Genomic DNA, 16914 nt, shown 5'->3' with positions numbered 1-16914 from the left:
GCGTGCCACTGCGCCGGGCTGACGACATCCTCGATTGGCTGCTGGCACGCCAGCCGGAAAAGCTCATCCTCGAAAAAACCACCGGCCTGCCGTATGGCTGGGGCCTGTGGCTGCGCAAGCTGTCACCCCTGCCGCGACCCTTCCGTTCCAGTGAGGTGGTGGCCGAGCTGATCCAGCGGCCACTGCCGGTGTCCGGCGGCCGCCTGCCGGCGCTGGGGTTCGTGCAGGCGGTGCGCCGCCTGCTCTGGCAAGGCTGGGACCCGGCCCCGCGCGACCAGCGCTGGATGCGCTGGAGTTCGGCGGCGATCAGCCTGGTCCTGCATGTCGTCTTCGCGCTGCTGCTGTTGTGGGTCGCCTTGATCCGTCCGCCGGTGGTGCCGGAGGAGGGCGGCGAAGGCAGCCGCGTGCAGGTTGAATTCGTCGGCCGTGGTACCCCGCAGGATGACGGCGGCGGTGCGCCCGATGCGCCCCCTGCGGCTGCAGCGCCGACGCCGTCGGAAGCGGCGGCCACCGCCACCGACGCCGCCAGCAGTGCGGCCAGTGCCGTGACGCAGCCCACACCCGCGCCGCCGCTGCCGAGCGAGCCGGTGCCGACGCCACCGGCCCCTGCCACCCCGGCCGTGGAGCAGCCGCTGCAGGCCACGGCCGTAGCCCAGGCCACCACCGATTTCGTGGTGCCGCCGACCAGCGTGCCGCGCACCGAAGTGCGCGTGGTACCGCGTGAGGTGCAGGACGTGCCGGTGCGCGAACGCGAGGTCAGCACGGTGCAGGCGCCCGCGCCGCGCGCCGCGCTGCCGACGCTGCGCCCCGCCGAACCACAGGTGCGACAACCCGAAGTGAGCGTGCGCGAGCGCGAAGTTACCGTGGTCCAGGCGCCTGCGCCGACGGTCACTGTGACGGGGCCGCGCGTGGAGATCAGCGTGCCGCAGCGCGAACTGCAGGTGCGCGAGCGGCAGGTGCAGCCATCACCCTCGGCGCCGGTCGCCGTGGCCCGCGTGCCGCAGCGCGACGTCGCGGTACCCCGCCGCTCGCAGGAACTGGCGGTGCGCGAGCGGGCCGTTCCCAATGCCGCGCCGCGCCCGGCAGAGACCGCGTCGACTGCAACGCCGGCGCCGGCCACCACTGCAGCTGCGCCGGCCGCCTCCGCGAGCGCGGCCACGCGCAGCAGCACCGCGCCCACGTCTGCCAACAGTGCGCCCAGCGCCGCGCGGCCGGCGCCGGATCCCGGCAACTGGGCCACCGCCAGGCGTGGTGATGACTGGGGTGCGGCCAACCATCCGCAGGATCGCGATCTCGACGGCCGCGCGGTGAGCAGTACCGGGCGTCATGGCGACAGTCTGTTCAATGCGCAGGGCGGTGTCCGTGTGCCCGACCTGACAGGAACGGGCAAGAGCGAGCGCGGCGCACCGGGCGGCGACAAGGATGGCTGGACCAAGGATCGCATTGCGCAGTCGGGTACCTGGCTCAAGCGCCCGCCGTACGACTACACCCCCACCTCGTTCGACAAGTACTGGGCGCCCAACGAATCGTTGCTGGCCGAGTGGGTCCGCAAGGGCATCAAGGCGGTGGAGATCCCGATCCCGGGCACCAGCAGCAAGATTTCCTGCGTGGTCTCGATGCTGCAGTTCGGCGGCGGCTGCGGCCTCACCGACCCGAACATGAATGATCAGCCGGCGGTGGCGCGACCGCCGCCGGATATCCCGTTCAAGAAAGAGCTGCAGGAAGACAACGGCAGCCGCTGAGGGGGCGGTGTTGCCACGCATGGCGTGGCACTACCCCGTCAATCGTTCGATGGCTCCACGGCGCCGTCGCGCACGGCCACGAACGCCCAGAACGGCACGTTGCTGTCGCTCCAGTAGCCGCTGGCCTCGTCGAGCACATCCAGCAGGGTGTCGAAATCAGCGGCAGCCTCGGCGCGCAGCGCGTCGGCATCGCTGAAGAACAGCGCATAGCCGTTGGCCGGCAACCACTGCAGGTCGCGCAGGTTGTCCGACAGCGCGTCCCAGTTGCCGCCAAAGCCGGTCGGGAAATCCAGCCGTGCGGCCAGTCGCATCAACAAGGTGCGCTTGTTGCTGCAGCCGTCCAGGTCGATCTGCACGATGCGCAGGCCGGCATCACGCATCGCCGCCGACAGCGGGCCGACATCGTCATTGCCGATCGCATACACGCCGGCATTGTTGATGTCATGCAGGCCCAACTCGAATCCATCATGGGTCATGGCGGGCTCCCGGCCGGTGGGACATCGAAACTGCGGAAGGTTTCATAGTGGTCATCGGTATAGAACCAGCCGGTCGGCGGGTTGCCACCGGTGACGATGCGGCGCGCGCCGCGGTTGCCGGCGCCCGGGGTGTCCACCGTGTACTCGTGGTAGTAACCACGCGCGCGCTGCGGCAGCCGCTGCTCGCGGTTGCTGAAGACACTGCCGTCCTGGCGGTGCGGGAACGGTCCGCCACGCTGGATCAGGGCAATGGTCTGGCGCGCCTCGGCCGGCAGGAAGGCGGGCAGGGCATCGCGCACGGTCGTGCGGCTGGGGGACGGCGTGTCTGCTCCCGCCGTGGCCGGCGGTGCATCGGCCTGGCTCAGCGACGGCGCGAACTGCGGCGGCGGCGGGCGCTGGGACAGTTTGATCGCGGCCAGGCCGCCGACCAGCAACACGATGGCGACCAACAACAGCAAGGGCTTGCGCATGGGCGGACAGGGCCTGGAAGAAGTGGCACTACTCTACTGCGATCGGCGTACCGGGCGATGAGGCGCAGCCGAACAGCCCGGTGGCACCGCGCGGTTCCGTCACCGTTTCGTAACAGGCCCTGCGCGCGGCGTATGCCGTGCAACGAAGATTCCTTTACGCAGCCCTTGGTATGCTGCCCGGCCATCCCCATCATCGACAGCGCAACGCCCGGTCTTCGCCGGGTGACTTGAGCTACCAGGAGAACCACATGGCCTATTCCCTCCCCAAGCTGTCCTACGCCTACGACGCGCTCGAGCCGCATATCGACGCGGCCACGATGGAAATCCACCACACCAAGCATCACCAGACTTACATCAACAACGTCAACGCAGCACTGGAAGGCACCGAATACGCCGACCTGCCGGTTGAGGAACTGGTGAAGAAGACCAAGTCGCTGCCGGAAAACCTGCAGGGCCCGGTGCGCAACAACGGCGGCGGCCACGCCAACCATTCGCTGTTCTGGACCGTGATGTCGCCCAACGGTGGCGGTGCTCCGGTCGGCGACGTCGCGCAGGCGATCGACGCCCAGCTCGGCGGCCTGGAAAAGTTCAAGGAAGCCTTCACCAAGGCCGCGCTGACCCGTTTCGGCAGCGGCTGGGCGTGGCTGAGCGTCACCCCGGACAAGAAGATCGTGGTGGAGAGCAGTGCCAACCAGGACAGCCCGCTGATGGACGGCAACACCCCGATCCTGGCGCTGGACGTGTGGGAACACGCGTACTACCTGAAGTACCAGAACCGTCGCCCGGAATACATCGGCGCGTTCTTCAACGTGGTCGACTGGAACGAAGTCGAGCGTCGTTACCAGGCCGCGATTGCCTGATCGTTCCCCTTCGGGAATGACGAAACGGCCAGGCAGCGATGCCTGGCCGTTTTTCGTTGTGGGTGGCTATGGCGCGCGCGCGGGCGCCGGGGACTGCAGGCGCAGGGTGGCCATCACCCCCAAGCGCAGGCCACTGCCGTCGCCGCCTTCATTGGCCGGCAGCTTCAGCGCCTGCTGGCGGATGCCGCCGAAATGCTTGACCTGGAACAGCACGTCCAGCCCATGACCACGGGCTGCGCCGGCAGCCGAAGGCGGGTCGACGCGTTCGCCGGGGTTCTTGCGCGCCGGCTGGAAGCCGGGCGAGCTGCGCACCAGTTCGGCGGTCTCGGCGGAGAAGTCGCCGGCGATCAGCGAGGGCAGGCCCTCGGCGGTGGCGCCGATCCAGGTCATCAGGTCGCTGGTCTGGTGCTGGCGCACCAGCGGCTCGTCCGGGTCCGGGCGCAGCCGCGCCACATAGATGTTGACCAGCTCTTCCTGCAGCTTGACCCGCAGCATCCCGGCGGCGCTGTACTGGCTGGGCGGGTGCAGCAGGGTGACCCCGTCCTCGGTGACCGGCAGCCGGGTCAGCATCGCGCTGCCGTGGCGCACCGGCTGGCTGGGCGGGTCGGCAGTGACGAAATCGCAGCTGTAGCGCAATCGCGAGGCCAGCCAGCAGGCCGGGTTGCGGCCCTGGGTCTGCAGTACGCGCTGCACCGCGATCACGTCCGGCTGCAGGGCGTCGAGCATCTGCAGGACCTGGTCGCGGCGCTGCTGCCACTGGTCTTCGTCCTGGGTCGGCAGCTCAAGCGTGGCGATCTTGAGCAGCCGGGTGCTGTCCTCGGCCTGGTGGGCATGCGCCAGCACCGGCGGTGCGGCCAGCAACAGCAGGAACAGCCAGCCTGGCCAACGTCGCATGACAGCAGTCGAGGGGGGGCACATAACGATAAGTTTACGCTTTGTCCGTCGACGCTTCGTGACTTCCCGCGCGCGCCAGAGCGTTCCAGAAAGGTGCCTGCCATGCCGACGGCCCGCTGTCACGCAGCTGTGCAGCGTGCGCTGGGGTAGGGGCTTCCGGTAATCTTGCGCCTTTCGTATTCGCAGGACAGCCCCATAGGATGAGCACCATCGCAGCCGCCAGCGCCGGCAAAGGAAAAATGCCGCGCCAGATTCCGTACATCATTGGCAATGAGGCCTGCGAACGGTTCAGTTTCTACGGGATGCGCAACATCCTGGTGCAGTTCCTGATCACCTCGCTGCTGCTGCAGGAGATCACCGCCGAAGGCCGTGCGGGCGAGGCCAAGGACATCATGCACAGCTTCATGATCGGCGTGTATTTCTTCCCGCTGCTCGGTGGCTGGCTGGCCGACAAATTCTTCGGCAAGTACCACACCATCCTGTGGTTCAGCCTGATCTACTGCGCCGGGCATGCCTGCCTGGCGGTGTTCGAGGACAGCCGCCAGGGCTTCTTCGTCGGCCTGGGCCTGATCGCGCTGGGCGCCGGTGGCATCAAGCCGCTGGTGGCCTCGTTCATGGGTGACCAGTTCGACCAGAGCAACAAGCATCTGGCCAAGGTCGTGTTCGACGCGTTCTACTGGATCATCAACTTCGGTTCGCTGTTCGCCTCGCTGCTGATCCCGCTGGCGCTGAAAAACCTCGGCCCGCAGTGGGCGTTCGGCATCCCGGGCATCCTGATGTTCGTGGCCACCTTCGTGTTCTGGATGGGCCGCAAGCGCTACGTGCTGGTGCCGCTGCCGCCGAAAGACCCGCATTCGTTCGGCAACGTGGTGCGTACCGCGCTGTCGGCGCAGGTGCCGGGCAAGGGCCGTCCGGGCCGTACCCTGGCCATTCTGGGCGCGGTGCTGGCCGTGGCCTCGATGGGCCTGGTGGGCAGCCTGGGTATCGTGATCTGCCTGTGCATCGCGCTGGTGCTGGTGTTGGCCGGTGTCGGTGGCGGCACCTGGATCCAGCTTGACCGCGCGCGCGCGTCGCACCCGGCCGAGGCCGTGGAGGGTGTGCGTTCGGTGCTGCGCGTGCTGGTGATCTTCGCCCTGACCACCCCGTTCTTCTCGCTGTTCGACCAGAAGGCCTCGACCTGGGTGCTGCAGGGCCAGCAGATGGCCATGCCGTCGTGGTTCACCGCCTCGCAGATGCAGGCGCTGAACCCGCTGCTGGTGATGATCCTGATTCCGTTCAACAACCTGGTGCTGTACCCGGCGTTGCGTCGTTTCGGCTTCGAGCCCACCGCGCTGCGCCGGATGACCGCCGGTATCGCCTTCAGCGGCCTGGCCTGGATTGTGGTCGGTGGCATCCAGGTGATGATGGACGGCGGCAACGTCATGTCCATCTTCTGGCAGATGCTGCCGTACGCGCTGCTCACCTTCGGTGAAGTGCTGGTCTCGGCAACCGGCCTGGAGTTCGCCTACAGCCAGGCCCCGCAGGCCATGAAGGGCGTGGTGATGAGCTTCTGGAACCTCACCACCACCATCGGCAACCTGTGGGTGCTGCTGTCCAACGCGGCCGTGCGCAATGAAACGGTGACCCACAAGATCGCCAGTACCGGGCTGAGCGAGGCGGCATTCCTGATGTTCTTCTTCGCCGGCTTCGCGTTCCTGGCGGCGTTGGCCTTCGGTTGGTATGCCAGGCGCTATCGTATGGTCGACAACTACCGTACCGCCTGAGCCCTGACATGACCCCCGTCAACCTGCTGCTGATCGCCATCACCGTCATCGTGTCGTGGATGGCCTTCAAGAACCGCAAACTCGGCGACCGCCTGATCCTGTGGCCGCCGGCAGTGGACCGCCATCGCCAGTACGACCGGCTGGTCACGTATGGATTCATCCATGCGGACCTGGCCCATCTGGCCTTCAACATGATCACGCTGTTCTTCTTCGGTGGCCAGATTGAAGCGGTGATGCTCAACCTGACCGGCAGCTACCTGACCTATCCAGCGTTCTATCTCGGCGCGCTGGTGGTCTCGATCCTGCCCAGCTACCTGAAGAACCAGAAGAACCCGAACTATCTGAGCCTGGGGGCCTCGGGCGCGGTGTCGGCGGTGCTGTTCGCCTTCATCCTGCTCAGCCCGTGGAGCGTGATCTTCGTGTTCTTCATCCCGGCACCGGCGATTCTCTACGCGGTGTTCTACGTGGGCTACAGCATCTGGATGGACCGGCGCGGCGGGGACCGCATCAACCACAGCGCGCACCTGGCCGGTGCCGCGTTCGGGGTGATCTTCATGCTGGCGATGCGCCCGGGCATCTTCAACCACTTCCTGCGCGAGCTGGGCAACCCGAGCTTCCGCCCCTTGGGTTGAGCCGGGGGCGCGGCCCCGGCGGCCAACGGTCGTTACCTATCGCGACCGGGGTCGCCGGCAGCCGACGGTAGGTCACGACCGTTGGTCGTGACGCATGCAGGGCGGCTCAGGCCGCCCTTTTGCCGTCCACGCCGTACGTGCTCAGCAGGCGGGCATAGACTTCATTGTCGATCTGGTCGAATTCCCAGCCTTGGGTCTGGCCGTTCACGGCCAGCTGGAACAGGCCTTCCAGCAACGAGCTGTCGGCATCGCCAGGAGCGGGGGAGGTGGGTGCGATGTCCATGAGGACCTCCTTGGAGCACGGATAGGGCAGCCAGGTGTCGCAAAACTCGTGCCAGCTTTCACGCCCTGTCCGTAACCGATATCGGCTTGAACCGGCTGACCTTTAGGGCCGGAAGTGACGCAATACGTCGGTGCTTGCCCCTGTTCAGGCTTCACGCGATCATGGCGCTACGCTAAGCACTATCGCGTCAGTCGCCGCAGGAGACACCGCTCATGGCTTCGGTCACGCCGCCGGGATTGGCATATGAGGTGGAGCACGATCTGGCCAACCAGCGCTTCCAGGCCCGGGTTCAAGGGTATCTGGCGCTGCTGGATTACCGGATCGAGCCCCTGAAGCGACGCACGCGCATGGTCATCACCCATACCGAAGTGCCCGAGCCGATCGGGGGCCGCGGCATTGCCGGGGAGCTGACCAAGGTCGCGCTGCGCTACGCGCGCGAACAGAAACTCAAAGTGGTCCCGGCGTGTGCCTACGCCGAGGCCTTCATGCAACGACATACCGAGTACGACGACCTGCTGGCGGGCTGAACCGCAGCCGGTCCTGCTTCAGGGACGAAGGATCAACATGCTGGGATTCAACAAGGGGATTGCAATGAACATCGCAGTAAATCGTCGCGCGCTGCGCGCCAGCGCGTTGGCGTTGGCCGTGGGCCTGGTAGTGCTGGCCGGTTGCAAGCGCGATGCGGATACACCCGCAGCGGCGGGTACCGACGGCGCCACCGCGACGTTGCCGGACAACGTCGAAGCACCGGCCACCGAAGCGGCACCGGTGGAGTTGCGCGACGTGATCGAGAACTCGCCGCAGGCCGTGGTCGGGATCAGCTATCCGGCCGATATCGCCCGCTACCCGGGCCTGGCCAAGGCGTTGTCGGACTATGCCGGCAGTGCGCGCGGCGAACTGCAGCAGGCGGTCGATGGGCTCGGCAATGACAAGCCGACCATGCCCTACGAGCTGTCGCTGAGCTTTGAGAAGGTACTGGAAACCCCGCAGCTGGTGGTGGTCAGTGCCGATGGCAGCCGCTACACCGGCGGCGCCCATGGCGAGCCGCTGGTGGCCCGTTTCGTGTGGCTGCCCGAGCAGCAGCAGATGCTCACCGCCGACAAGCTGGTGGCCGATGCCAAGGGCTGGAAGGCGGTCAGCGACTACATCGCCGACCAGCTGCGCGAGCGCGTGGCCACCCGCCTGAGCAGCGAGGACATGGAGCCGGGCCAGCTGCAGGAGTCGCTGCGCAGCGCCAGCCGCATGATCGCCGACGGCACCGAGCCCAGTGCCGACAATTTCAGCCAGTTCCAGCCGCTGACCGGTACCGATGGCAAGGTCACCGCGGTACGCTTCGTGTTCCCGCCCTACCAGGTGGGGCCGTACTCCGATGGCACGCAGACCGTGGATGTCCCGGCCAGCGTGCTGGCACCGCATGTCGGTGCGGCGTACGCGGGATTGTTTGCCCGGGGCTGATCGACGGAGGCGACGTGGACGCGGGACTGCAACGGCGGGTGATCGAGTTGCTGCAGGAAGCGGGGGTCACCGTAGGCGGTGACCGCCCGCACGACATTGTGGTGCACGACCCGCATTTCTATACGCGCGTGATGGCGCACGGCTCGCTCGGGCTGGGCGAGAGCTACATGGATGGCCAGTGGGATGCACCCGCGCTGGATGATTTCCTGTTCCATCTCATGCAGGCGCACGTGGACGATCGCGTGCACGGCTGGCGCGAAGTGGCCGATGCGATCAAGGCGCGCCTGTTCAACCTGCAGGCCGGAGCCGGCAGCTTCGAAGTGGGCAAGCGCCACTACGATCTCGGCAACGATCTTTACCAGGCCATGCTCGGCGAGCGCCTGGTCTACAGCTGTGGCTACTGGCGCGATGCCGATACGCTCGATGCCGCGCAGGAAGCCAAGCTCAACCTGATCTGCCGCAAGCTCGGGCTGCGCCCGGGACAACGCGTGCTGGACATCGGTTGCGGCTGGGGCGAAGCACTGAAGTTCGCCGCCGAGCGTTATGGCGTGTCCGGCGTGGGCGTCACCATCTCCCAGGAGCAGGCCGATTACGCGCGGCAGCTGTGTGCGGGCTTGCCGATCGAGATCCGCCTGCAGGACTACCACGACGTCGAGGAGCGCTTCGATGCGATCTTCTCGGTGGGCATGTTCGAGCATGTGGGTGACAAGAACTACCGCGGCTACTTCGAGATGGCGCGGCGCTGCCTGCATCCGCAGGGGCTGTTCCTGCTGCACAGCATCGGCAGCAATGTGTCGCGGCATCGCACCGATCCGTGGATCGCACGCTACATCTTCCCGAACTCGATGCTGCCTTCGGCAGCGCAGATTGCTACGGCGTATGAGGGCCTGTTCGTGCTGGAAGACTGGCACAGTTTTGGGCCGGACTACGACCGGACGTTGCAGGCGTGGCGCGCGAATGTGGAAGCGGCCTGGAGCCATCTGGATCCGCAGCGGTATGACGCGCGCTTCAAGCGGATGTGGCGGTTCTACCTGGCCGGATCAATGGCGAGCTTCCGCTGCCGGCATGCGCAGTTGTGGCAGCTGGTGTTGTCGCCGGGTGGGGTGGTGGGGGGGTATGTGGCGGCTCGGTAGGGTGGGGCCGACGATCGAGGATTGCCAAATATGCCGAAAGGTTGGTGTTATGCAATTTCCGCATGAAGATTCAGATAGTTCGATATTTCTGCTGTCAACCGATTGGTTTTCGGCGTGGCTGACGCTGTTGGGGGCCTGGCCGGCGGATGACGAGCGCTCCTTGGGGCGGATTCGCGACGCGGCAAGGAAGGTCTCAGATGTGGTGTTCGCGGGCGAGAGCAACTACTTCCATGCGGATCTTTCGCGCGAAAGGCGGGGGGCGTCTTTCGATGCGTTCATGTCAATCGTGAGGTCTACGGTGGGGCGGAGATCAGTCGGATCATTGGGTAGGGTGATCTGCCATGTCCAAGGTGGGCAATGGCTTTCCCGCGAGGAGTGCTGGTCTTTCAGGACATTTCTGCAGGCTGAGTCCACTGCTGGCTTTAAAGGTGACCATGACCGGCTTCTCAATGCCGCGTTGCGAGAAGCAATCACGCAGAATTTTCGTGAACTGGATTCTGCTTCCGTCGAGTTTCCACCGCAAAGCAGCTGGGATGTCTCGTTGAAGGAACGATTTGACGGGCTGCCGGAGTATCTGATTGACTCTGCGGGAACCGGCTTTGTTCCAAGCGTCTTCGTTGAATTCTTTGCCGGTGAGGTGGCGAGGCTGAACTACAATAGGGAAGCCGTTGGGGACATCGGAAGATGGATTTGCCGTGGTGCATTGAACCTTGGTCTTCGATTGAACGAAGAGACTGTTGCCAGCGCACTTTGGAATGTATCTTCCAGTGATACACGGAAGTAGATCGGTATGCGATTGTGTAGAGCGCCAACTACAGTCGCTGGCCGCTGAACCGACTGGAGTGGCCGATGCAGGATGCAGTGAAGAAGGGCGCGGTACTGATGATCATGCTGGCTTTGGCGGGCTGTTCCACTACATCCCGTCTGGCAAGCTGCTCTACCGCAGACATAGACCTGGTGCGCGTTGAGCAAGGACGCTACGGTCATGTGGGGGTTTTCGGCGTGCGTAACACGGGCGGTGTCGCCCTCTATTTCCCCTTGGATGATGCAGGTTCGCATAGCCTGCATGGGGCTTACTACGATACCTACTACCTCACGCCGGGTGAGCAGGCCTGGGCGTATCCCGTCTGGATTGGGTCGTGGATCCAGCCAACCGAAATTCTCAAAGTGGGCCGCGGCGACACTACGGAGGTGCGGGCTGGTATCGAGGTCGCCTTTGGTACGTCCTACGTACCAGGGACTCAGTTCTCGGTACAGTTCCGCGATGAACATTTCCGATGTCCGTTGCGATCGACACCGTTCACCCGTGAAGATCTCTTGCTGGGCAATGAAGACGGTTGAAGTTCAGGTGACTGCGCTGCTGATGATCAGGGGCATGCCTTCAGGTGCGGGTGTGGTACCCATCATCGTGAGGCAATGGGTATGGCGGAGAGGAATGCGATGGTGAGTCTGGGCGCGCGCGCGGCCCATCATGTTCAGTGTCGTTACGGGCATCCCAAGGGCGACGAGGTGACATCTGATGGCTAGTCTGCCGAGCTCACTCACGACAGAGTATGACCGGCTTGTCGATGAAGGCCATTGGCGTGCTGCGAAGATTCTGCTTGCTCCCTTGGTGGAAATCAGGGACCCGGAGGCAATTTTCCTTTGGTCGATGTTAAGCCCCGCCAATGAAGCTGATGATGAATTTGAGGTCAGGCATGTGGCGCAGATTCGAGACGCTGCTGCAATGGGATACATCCCTGCGATCTACACATTGGGCTTGTACCATCGGTTTGGGGATGGGGTGGCCCGGGACGTGGCGCTGGCGGCCAGCCTGTTTCAAGTCGGCGCCGAGGCCGGATATCCCGCGGCGCAGTATGAGTACGGGCTTGCTCTGCTGCACGGTATAGGTGCTCGACAGGATCACAGCGAAGCTGCCCGACTGATTCGTGCAGCCGCTGACGGTGGCGATGAAGTGGCGCAGGATTTTCTTCGGCTGAACCCGGGCGTTCTTTCCGAGCCATGAAATTCGCATTCACCGGGTGGGCGACAGCCGCGAAATTCAATGAGGCCTGCGTTACCGCGGAGGTGCACTACCTTGGGGTAGCGAAGGTCGGGGGTAGGTGGCGTTTGGGTTGTTCTCCATCACGCCGAGACCCAGGTGATTGCACGCAGCGGGGCCGGGTGTGGAGTGGGCGATGCTGTTCAAGATTCGAAGGATGCGATACATGTTGAGTCCGAGAACTTTTATGCAGGAGCGATCGCACAGGTGCCGGTAGTTCGTGAGATGAAGAAGAGAGCGAAAATCAAGGCTCGTCCCCGGCAGAAGTGGCGCCCCTACATCATCGGGTTCTCACTGGTGATCGCCGCCTGGTGGCTGCTGATGGGGGTGCTGACGCTTCAGAACGGCACTCTCGAACCGAGTATATGCAGGGGAGCGTTCTGCTTTATGGAGGACATGATCCTTCGGCACGCAGGTGTGCAAGCCTACTTCCGGTTCACTGTTGCAGGCTACTTCTGCATGGCTGCACTGTTCATCGTCATTGCAATCACCAGAGGATTTCTGTCAGCGCCCGCAAAGAGGCGCCGACGGAGGCGGGAACAGTAGCGCACCGATCTCGAGGAAGGCAGGATGGCCGCCCAATGCGCCGAGTGAAGGCTGCGGCTGGCAGAACCAGCGATCCTGCGGATGGTCAGTAGAGGTGGAACGATGACCCGGACGTATCCAGGGGCACGGCCCAGCATGGGGAGTTGATAGTGAGATATCTGATCTTTCTGTTTGCCTTGGCACTTCCCGCGGGTGGTTGGGCTGCCGTTGAGAAACCAAGTAAAGGCTGCTCAACGGCAGACATCCATTATCTTGGAACGGAAAAGCGTCGGGGAGATATCGTATTTGGCCTGTTCTCAATGCGAAACACAGGTGATGTGCCTCTGCGATTTCCGATAAACGACAACCGATCTCACGTGCTGCACTACATGTATGCAGAGACACAGATCCGTCCACGAAGCGGCGTTGGGTGGACACCCCGCACGCTTTTTCTCGATTCCTGGACTGTTTCGCCCTACGAGCTCGTGGTGGACCCTGGCGAGCAGGTCGTGGTGAAAGTGGCCGATGCTGGGGTCTTCCGTGGTGAAGATGGCCCTGGGGTGGAGTACGCGATGCTGTTCAAGGACCGGCTGTTTCGATGCGAGGTGATGTCGGAACCTTTCGTTGTTCTTCCCGTCAAGGTGCCTGAGTCGCAATAAAAAAACCGCCCGGCATTGCCGGGCGGTCGGGTTTCAATCCGCGTCGCCGAAGCGTGCGTTACTTCTTCCCATCACCACTGCTCAAACCACGCTTCTCCAGCAGCGGTTCGATCTGCGGCTCATGCCCGGCGAAGTTGCGGAACAGTTCCATCGCATCCACGCTGCCGCCCTTGGACAGCAGGGTTTCGCGGAAGTGGTCGCCGTTCTTGCGGCTCAGGCCGCCGTTCTCGCGGAACCACTTCTGGGTGTTGGCGTCGAGCACTTCCGACCAGATGTAGGCGTAGTAGCCGGCCGAGTAGCCGCCCATGATGTGGCTGAAGTACGGGGTCTTGTAGCGCGGCGGGACCGGCGCGTAGTAGATGCCGTCCTTCTCCAGCGCGGCGCGCTCGAAGGCCATCACGTCCTTGGCGGCCGGCACCTGGTCCGGGCCGATCTGGTGCCAGCGCTGATCAAGCATGGCCGCACCCAGGTACTCGGTGGTGGCGAAGCCCTGGTTGAACTTTGCCGCGGCAATCACCTTGTCCAGCAGTGCCTGCGGCATCGCGGTGCCGTTCTGGTAGTGCTTGGCGTAGTTCTTGAGGATGGCCGGGTTGTCGGACCACATCTCGTTGACCTGCGAGGGGAACTCGACGAAGTCGCGCGGCACGGCGGTGCCGGAGAAGTACGGGTACTTCACGTTGGAGAACATGCCGTGCAGGGCGTGGCCGAACTCGTGGAAGGTGGTGGTCACTTCATCCCAGGTCAGCAGGCTGGGCTGGCCGGCCGGCGGCTTCGGGATGTTGAGGTGGTTGGCGACCACCGGCTTGAAGCCGGTCAGCGCGGACTGCGAGACGTACGAATTCATCCAGGCGCCACCGCGCTTGGAGGCGCGTGCGTAGGGGTCGAAGATGAAGATCGCCAGCTGGCTGCCGTCGGCGTCGAACACGTCATAGACGGTGACGTCGTCGTGGTAGACCGGCAGGTCGGTGCGCTGCTTGAAGCTCAGGCCGTATTCCTGGTTGGCGGCGAAGAACACGCCGTTTTCCAGCACGTTCTTCAGTTCGAAGTACGGCTTGAGCTGGGATTCGTCGAACTTGTACTTGGCCTGGCGCACCTTCTCGCTGTAGAACGCCCAGTCCCAGGCTTCGAGCTTGAAGGTCGGCTTGCCGGCGGCCTTCTGCTCGGCATCGATCATGGCCTGCAGGTCGGCGGCTTCGCGCTTGGCGTTGGCGACGGCGGCCGGGGCGAGCTGGCCGAGCATGGCGTTGACCGCTTCGGGGGTCTTGGCGGTCTGGTTGGTGAGGTTGTAGGCGGCGAAGTTGGCGAAGCCCATCAGCTTGGCCTTGTCGGCACGCAGCTGCATGATGCGCGAGACCAGGGCGGTGTTGTCGAACTCGCCGCCGCGGCTGCCGCGGGTGATGGACGCTTCGTAGATCTTCTGGCGCAGGTCGCGGTTGCGCAGGTTGGTCAGCGGCGGCTGGCCGGTGGTGTTGAGCAGGGCGATGACGTACTTGCCGTCGAGCTTGCGGGCCTTGGCGGCTTCGGCGGCAGCGGCGATCTGTTCGGCGGACAGGCCGTCGAGCTGCTTGACGTCGTCAACGGTGACGGCCGAGGCATTCACTTCGGCCTGGACGTTCTGGCTGAACTTGGTGCCCAGGTTGGCCAGCTCGGCGTTCATGGCCTTGAGCTTGGTCTTGTCGGCTTCGTTGAGTTTGGCACCGGCGCGCACGTAGCTGTCGTAGTACTTCTCGACGAGGCGGACGCCTTCGGCGTCGAGGCCGAGCTGGGCGCGGGTGTCGTACAGCGCCTGGATGCGGGCGAACAGCTTGCCGTTGAGGCTGATGGCGTCGCTGTGCGCGGCGAACTTGGCGGAGTAGTCGGCCTGGAGCTTCTTGCGGGTGTCGTTGGTGTCGGCGCCGACGAGGCTGAAGAAGACGGTGGTGGCGCGATCCAGGGTGTCACCGCTCTTTTCCAGGGCGATGAGGGTGTTGTCGAAGGTCGGCTTGGCCTTGTTGTTGGCGATGGCCTCCACTTCCTTGAGCTGCTGGGCCATGCCAGCGTCGAAGGCGGGGGCGAAGTCGCTGTCCTTGATCTTGTCGAACTGCGGGTAGTGCAGCGGCAGCGGGCTGTCGGCGAAGAACGGGTTGGCCTGCTGGGCGGTCGAGGCGGCCGGGGTGGCGGCGACGGCGGAATAGGCGGGCAGGGCCAGGCCGAGGGTCACGGCGACGGCGAGGGCTAGACGGGTGGTCAAGGGAAATTCTCCGGTCAGACGGTCAGACAAGTGCACGAGGTTAACCCGGGGTGAGGGCGGTGGGCTTGTGTCGAAAGGCATGGAATCTGGAGAGGCCGATACCTATGGAGCAAAAGCGGCGGTAGGCATCTGGAGTGGCGCGGGACGGTTGGGGATTGGCGGGGCACGCCGTGAATACGTCCTTGTAGGCTTGGGCGCGCCATCCATGGCGCTTACATCCCCGCCAATCCCCAACCGCCCCGCGCTGGATGGACGCACGGCGCCTCCTTGCGAGCACAGGCTGCCTCGCCATCTGGCCGGCGCGGTAGAGCCACCCCATGGGTGGCTGCGCTCTCACGGGATACGCGTGGCCCAGGCGCTAACATTGCGCTTTCACCTTGGAACCGCCGCCATGAGCACTGCCTTCGACTTTTCCTTCGTTGACCTGACCGGTCAGCCACAGGCGCTGGAGCAGTACCGCGGCAAGGTGTTGCTGCTGGTGAACGTGGCCAGCAAATGTGGCTTCACCCCGCAGTACGAGGGGCTGGAGGCGTTGTGGCGGGAGTTCGCGGCGCGTGGGCTGGTGGTGATCGGGTTTCCCTGCGATCAGTTCGGGCACCAGGAGCCGGGCAATGCGGAGGAGATCCGCAGCTTCTGTTCGTTGACCTACGACGTGGATTTCCCGTTGTCGGGCAAGGTGGAGGTCAACGGCGAGGGTGCGCACCCGCTGTGGCAGTGGCTGAAGGCGGAGAAGTCCGGGGTGCTGGGCACGCGCGGGATCAAGTGGAACTTCAGCAAGTTCCTGGTCGGCCGCGATGGGCAGGTGCTGGAACGCTATGCGCCGACGGACAAGCCCGAATCGTTGCGCGGGGATATCGAGGCGGCGCTGGGGTGAGCTGTCGGGCGCCGGCCAGCGGCCGGCGCTACCGAGGCAGCGCTGCGCTTACTTCTCGACGAAGGCGCGTTCGAACACGTAGTGGCCCGGCGTGCCGATGCGCGGCGACGTCTGGAAGCCGCGGCTGTCCAGCACGCTGCGCAGGTCGGCGAGCATCTGCGGGCTGCCGCAGATCATGGCGCGATCGTTTTCCGGATCCAGCGGCGGCAGGCCGAGGGTCTTCTGCATCTCGCCGCTTTCCATCAGCGAAGTCAGGCGGCCCTGGTTGGGGAACGCTTCGCGGGTGACGGCGGGGTAGTACAGCAGCTTGTCGCCGATCATCTCGCCGAGGAATTCGTGCTCGCGCAGTTCCTTCTCGAACAGATCGCGGTAGGCCAGGTCCTTTTCGTAACGCACGCCGTGGGTGAGGATCACCTTGTCGAAGCGCTCGTAGGTTTCCGGGTCCTTGATCACCGACAGCCACGGCGCCAGGCCGGTGCCGGTGCCCAGCAGGTACAGGTGCTTGCCCGGGTGCAGGTCGCTGATCAGCAGGGTGCCGGTGGGCTTCTTGCCGACCAGCACCTTGTCGCCCGGCTTGATGTGCTGCAGGCGTGAGGTCAGCGGGCCGTCCTGGACCTTGATGCTGAAGAACTCCAGGTTCTCTTCCCAGTTCGCGCTGGCGATGGAGTACGCACGCAGCAGCGGCCGCGTGTCGGTTTCCAGCCCGATCATCACGAACTGACCGTTCTCGAAGCGGAAGCCGCTGTCGCGGGTCGTGGTGAAGCTGAAGTAGGCGTCGGTCCAGTGGCGGACCTCAAGCACCGTTTCGGCGCCGAAAGCGGAAGACATGGGGGTGGGGTCTGATCTGTTTTGTCCTGCCCAGTTTATCTCAAATGAG

The 16914-nt window shown here is 64.6% G+C and carries 19 protein-coding genes; 13 read left to right on the top strand and 6 right to left on the bottom strand.

The window, feature by feature from the left end:
* Positions 1 to 2: 2 nt before the first annotated feature.
* Entirely contained in the window at positions 3 to 1742 is a 1740-nt protein-coding gene (locus AC3IPM_RS12280) for a hypothetical protein (RefSeq protein ID WP_489300148.1), read from the top strand.
* A 38-nt stretch (positions 1743 to 1780) separates the two neighbouring features.
* On the opposite strand, the gene AC3IPM_RS12275 is transcribed toward AC3IPM_RS12280, so the two are convergent.
* A complete protein-coding gene (locus AC3IPM_RS12275) occupies positions 1781 to 2218 on the bottom strand; it encodes a barstar family protein (protein ID WP_489300147.1) in 438 nt (145 codons plus the stop codon).
* Positions 2215 to 2688, bottom strand: coding sequence for a guanyl-specific ribonuclease (locus AC3IPM_RS12270; RefSeq protein WP_489300146.1), 474 nt, complete (start codon positions 2686 to 2688; stop codon positions 2215 to 2217). Before AC3IPM_RS12270 ends, AC3IPM_RS12275 begins: the two co-directional genes overlap by 4 nt.
* Before the next feature lie 248 nt (positions 2689 to 2936).
* Here AC3IPM_RS12270 and AC3IPM_RS12265 point away from each other — a divergent pair, with 248 nt between their 5' ends.
* Positions 2937 to 3548 (top strand): superoxide dismutase, encoded by a 612-nt coding sequence (locus AC3IPM_RS12265; protein WP_489300145.1) that lies wholly within the window; start codon positions 2937 to 2939, stop codon positions 3546 to 3548.
* A 66-nt stretch (positions 3549 to 3614) separates the two neighbouring features.
* Here AC3IPM_RS12265 and AC3IPM_RS12260 read toward each other — a convergent pair whose 3' ends face one another.
* Positions 3615 to 4442 carry an endonuclease/exonuclease/phosphatase family protein gene (locus AC3IPM_RS12260; protein WP_489300143.1) on the bottom strand — a complete coding sequence of 276 codons (828 nt, stop codon included), beginning with the start codon at positions 4440 to 4442 and terminating at the stop codon, positions 3615 to 3617.
* Between the two features lie 200 nt (positions 4443 to 4642).
* On the opposite strand from AC3IPM_RS12260, the gene AC3IPM_RS12255 reads away from it, so the two are divergent.
* Entirely contained in the window at positions 4643 to 6205 is a 1563-nt protein-coding gene (locus AC3IPM_RS12255; RefSeq protein WP_489300141.1) for a POT-type proton-dependent oligopeptide transporter, read from the top strand.
* An 8-nt stretch (positions 6206 to 6213) separates the two neighbouring features.
* Positions 6214 to 6837 (top strand): rhomboid family intramembrane serine protease, encoded by a 624-nt coding sequence (locus tag AC3IPM_RS12250; protein WP_489300140.1) that lies wholly within the window; start codon positions 6214 to 6216, stop codon positions 6835 to 6837.
* A 106-nt stretch (positions 6838 to 6943) separates the two neighbouring features.
* Here the strand turns inward: AC3IPM_RS12250 and AC3IPM_RS12245 are convergent, their stop codons facing one another.
* Positions 6944 to 7120, bottom strand: a complete 177-nt coding sequence (locus AC3IPM_RS12245) for a hypothetical protein (RefSeq protein WP_489300138.1) — start codon at positions 7118 to 7120, stop codon at positions 6944 to 6946.
* Positions 7121 to 7332: 212 nt separating this feature from the next.
* Between AC3IPM_RS12245 and AC3IPM_RS12240 the strand changes: the two genes are divergently transcribed.
* The 8 genes from AC3IPM_RS12240 (at position 7333) to AC3IPM_RS12205 (ending at position 12933) form a co-directional block, all read left to right on the top strand.
* The gene (locus tag AC3IPM_RS12240; RefSeq protein ID WP_489300137.1) at positions 7333 to 7647 is read left to right on the top strand and encodes a GNAT family N-acetyltransferase; all 315 of its coding nucleotides are present in this window, start codon (positions 7333 to 7335) and stop codon (positions 7645 to 7647) included.
* Between the two features lie 64 nt (positions 7648 to 7711).
* Positions 7712 to 8575 carry a DUF3298 and DUF4163 domain-containing protein gene (locus AC3IPM_RS12235; protein ID WP_489300136.1) on the top strand — a complete coding sequence of 288 codons (864 nt, stop codon included), beginning with the start codon at positions 7712 to 7714 and terminating at the stop codon, positions 8573 to 8575.
* Positions 8576 to 8589: 14 nt separating this feature from the next.
* Entirely contained in the window at positions 8590 to 9708 is a 1119-nt protein-coding gene (cfa, locus tag AC3IPM_RS12230) for a cyclopropane fatty acyl phospholipid synthase (RefSeq protein ID WP_489300135.1), read from the top strand.
* 49 nt (positions 9709 to 9757) lie between these two features.
* Positions 9758 to 10492 carry a hypothetical protein gene (locus AC3IPM_RS12225; RefSeq protein WP_489300134.1) on the top strand — a complete coding sequence of 245 codons (735 nt, stop codon included), beginning with the start codon at positions 9758 to 9760 and terminating at the stop codon, positions 10490 to 10492.
* Positions 10493 to 10557: 65 nt separating this feature from the next.
* Positions 10558 to 11049: a hypothetical protein gene (locus AC3IPM_RS12220; protein ID WP_489300133.1), complete on the top strand. Its 492-nt coding sequence runs from the start codon at positions 10558 to 10560 to the stop codon at positions 11047 to 11049.
* A gap of 178 nt (positions 11050 to 11227) precedes the next feature.
* Positions 11228 to 11713, top strand: a complete 486-nt coding sequence (locus AC3IPM_RS12215; protein WP_489300132.1) for a tetratricopeptide repeat protein — start codon at positions 11228 to 11230, stop codon at positions 11711 to 11713.
* 135 nt (positions 11714 to 11848) lie between these two features.
* Positions 11849 to 12295 carry a hypothetical protein gene (locus AC3IPM_RS12210; RefSeq protein WP_489300131.1) on the top strand — a complete coding sequence of 149 codons (447 nt, stop codon included), beginning with the start codon at positions 11849 to 11851 and terminating at the stop codon, positions 12293 to 12295.
* Positions 12296 to 12444: 149 nt separating this feature from the next.
* Positions 12445 to 12933 (top strand): hypothetical protein, encoded by a 489-nt coding sequence (locus AC3IPM_RS12205; RefSeq protein WP_489300130.1) that lies wholly within the window; start codon positions 12445 to 12447, stop codon positions 12931 to 12933.
* A 58-nt stretch (positions 12934 to 12991) separates the two neighbouring features.
* Here the strand turns inward: AC3IPM_RS12205 and AC3IPM_RS12200 are convergent, their stop codons facing one another.
* Positions 12992 to 15163, bottom strand: a complete 2172-nt coding sequence (locus AC3IPM_RS12200; RefSeq protein ID WP_489300128.1) for a M3 family metallopeptidase — start codon at positions 15161 to 15163, stop codon at positions 12992 to 12994.
* A 391-nt stretch (positions 15164 to 15554) separates the two neighbouring features.
* Between AC3IPM_RS12200 and AC3IPM_RS12195 the strand changes: the two genes are divergently transcribed.
* Entirely contained in the window at positions 15555 to 16037 is a 483-nt protein-coding gene (locus tag AC3IPM_RS12195; protein ID WP_489300127.1) for a glutathione peroxidase, read from the top strand.
* Between the two features lie 48 nt (positions 16038 to 16085).
* Here the strand turns inward: AC3IPM_RS12195 and AC3IPM_RS12190 are convergent, their stop codons facing one another.
* Positions 16086 to 16865, bottom strand: coding sequence for a ferredoxin--NADP reductase (locus AC3IPM_RS12190; protein ID WP_489300125.1), 780 nt, complete (start codon positions 16863 to 16865; stop codon positions 16086 to 16088).
* Between the last annotated feature and the right edge of the window lie 49 nt (positions 16866 to 16914).

The organism is Stenotrophomonas sp. GL_111, from assembly GCF_057835245.1.
Note: the sequence above shows the minus strand (reverse complement) of the source record. Positions and strands in the feature narration are given on the sequence as shown.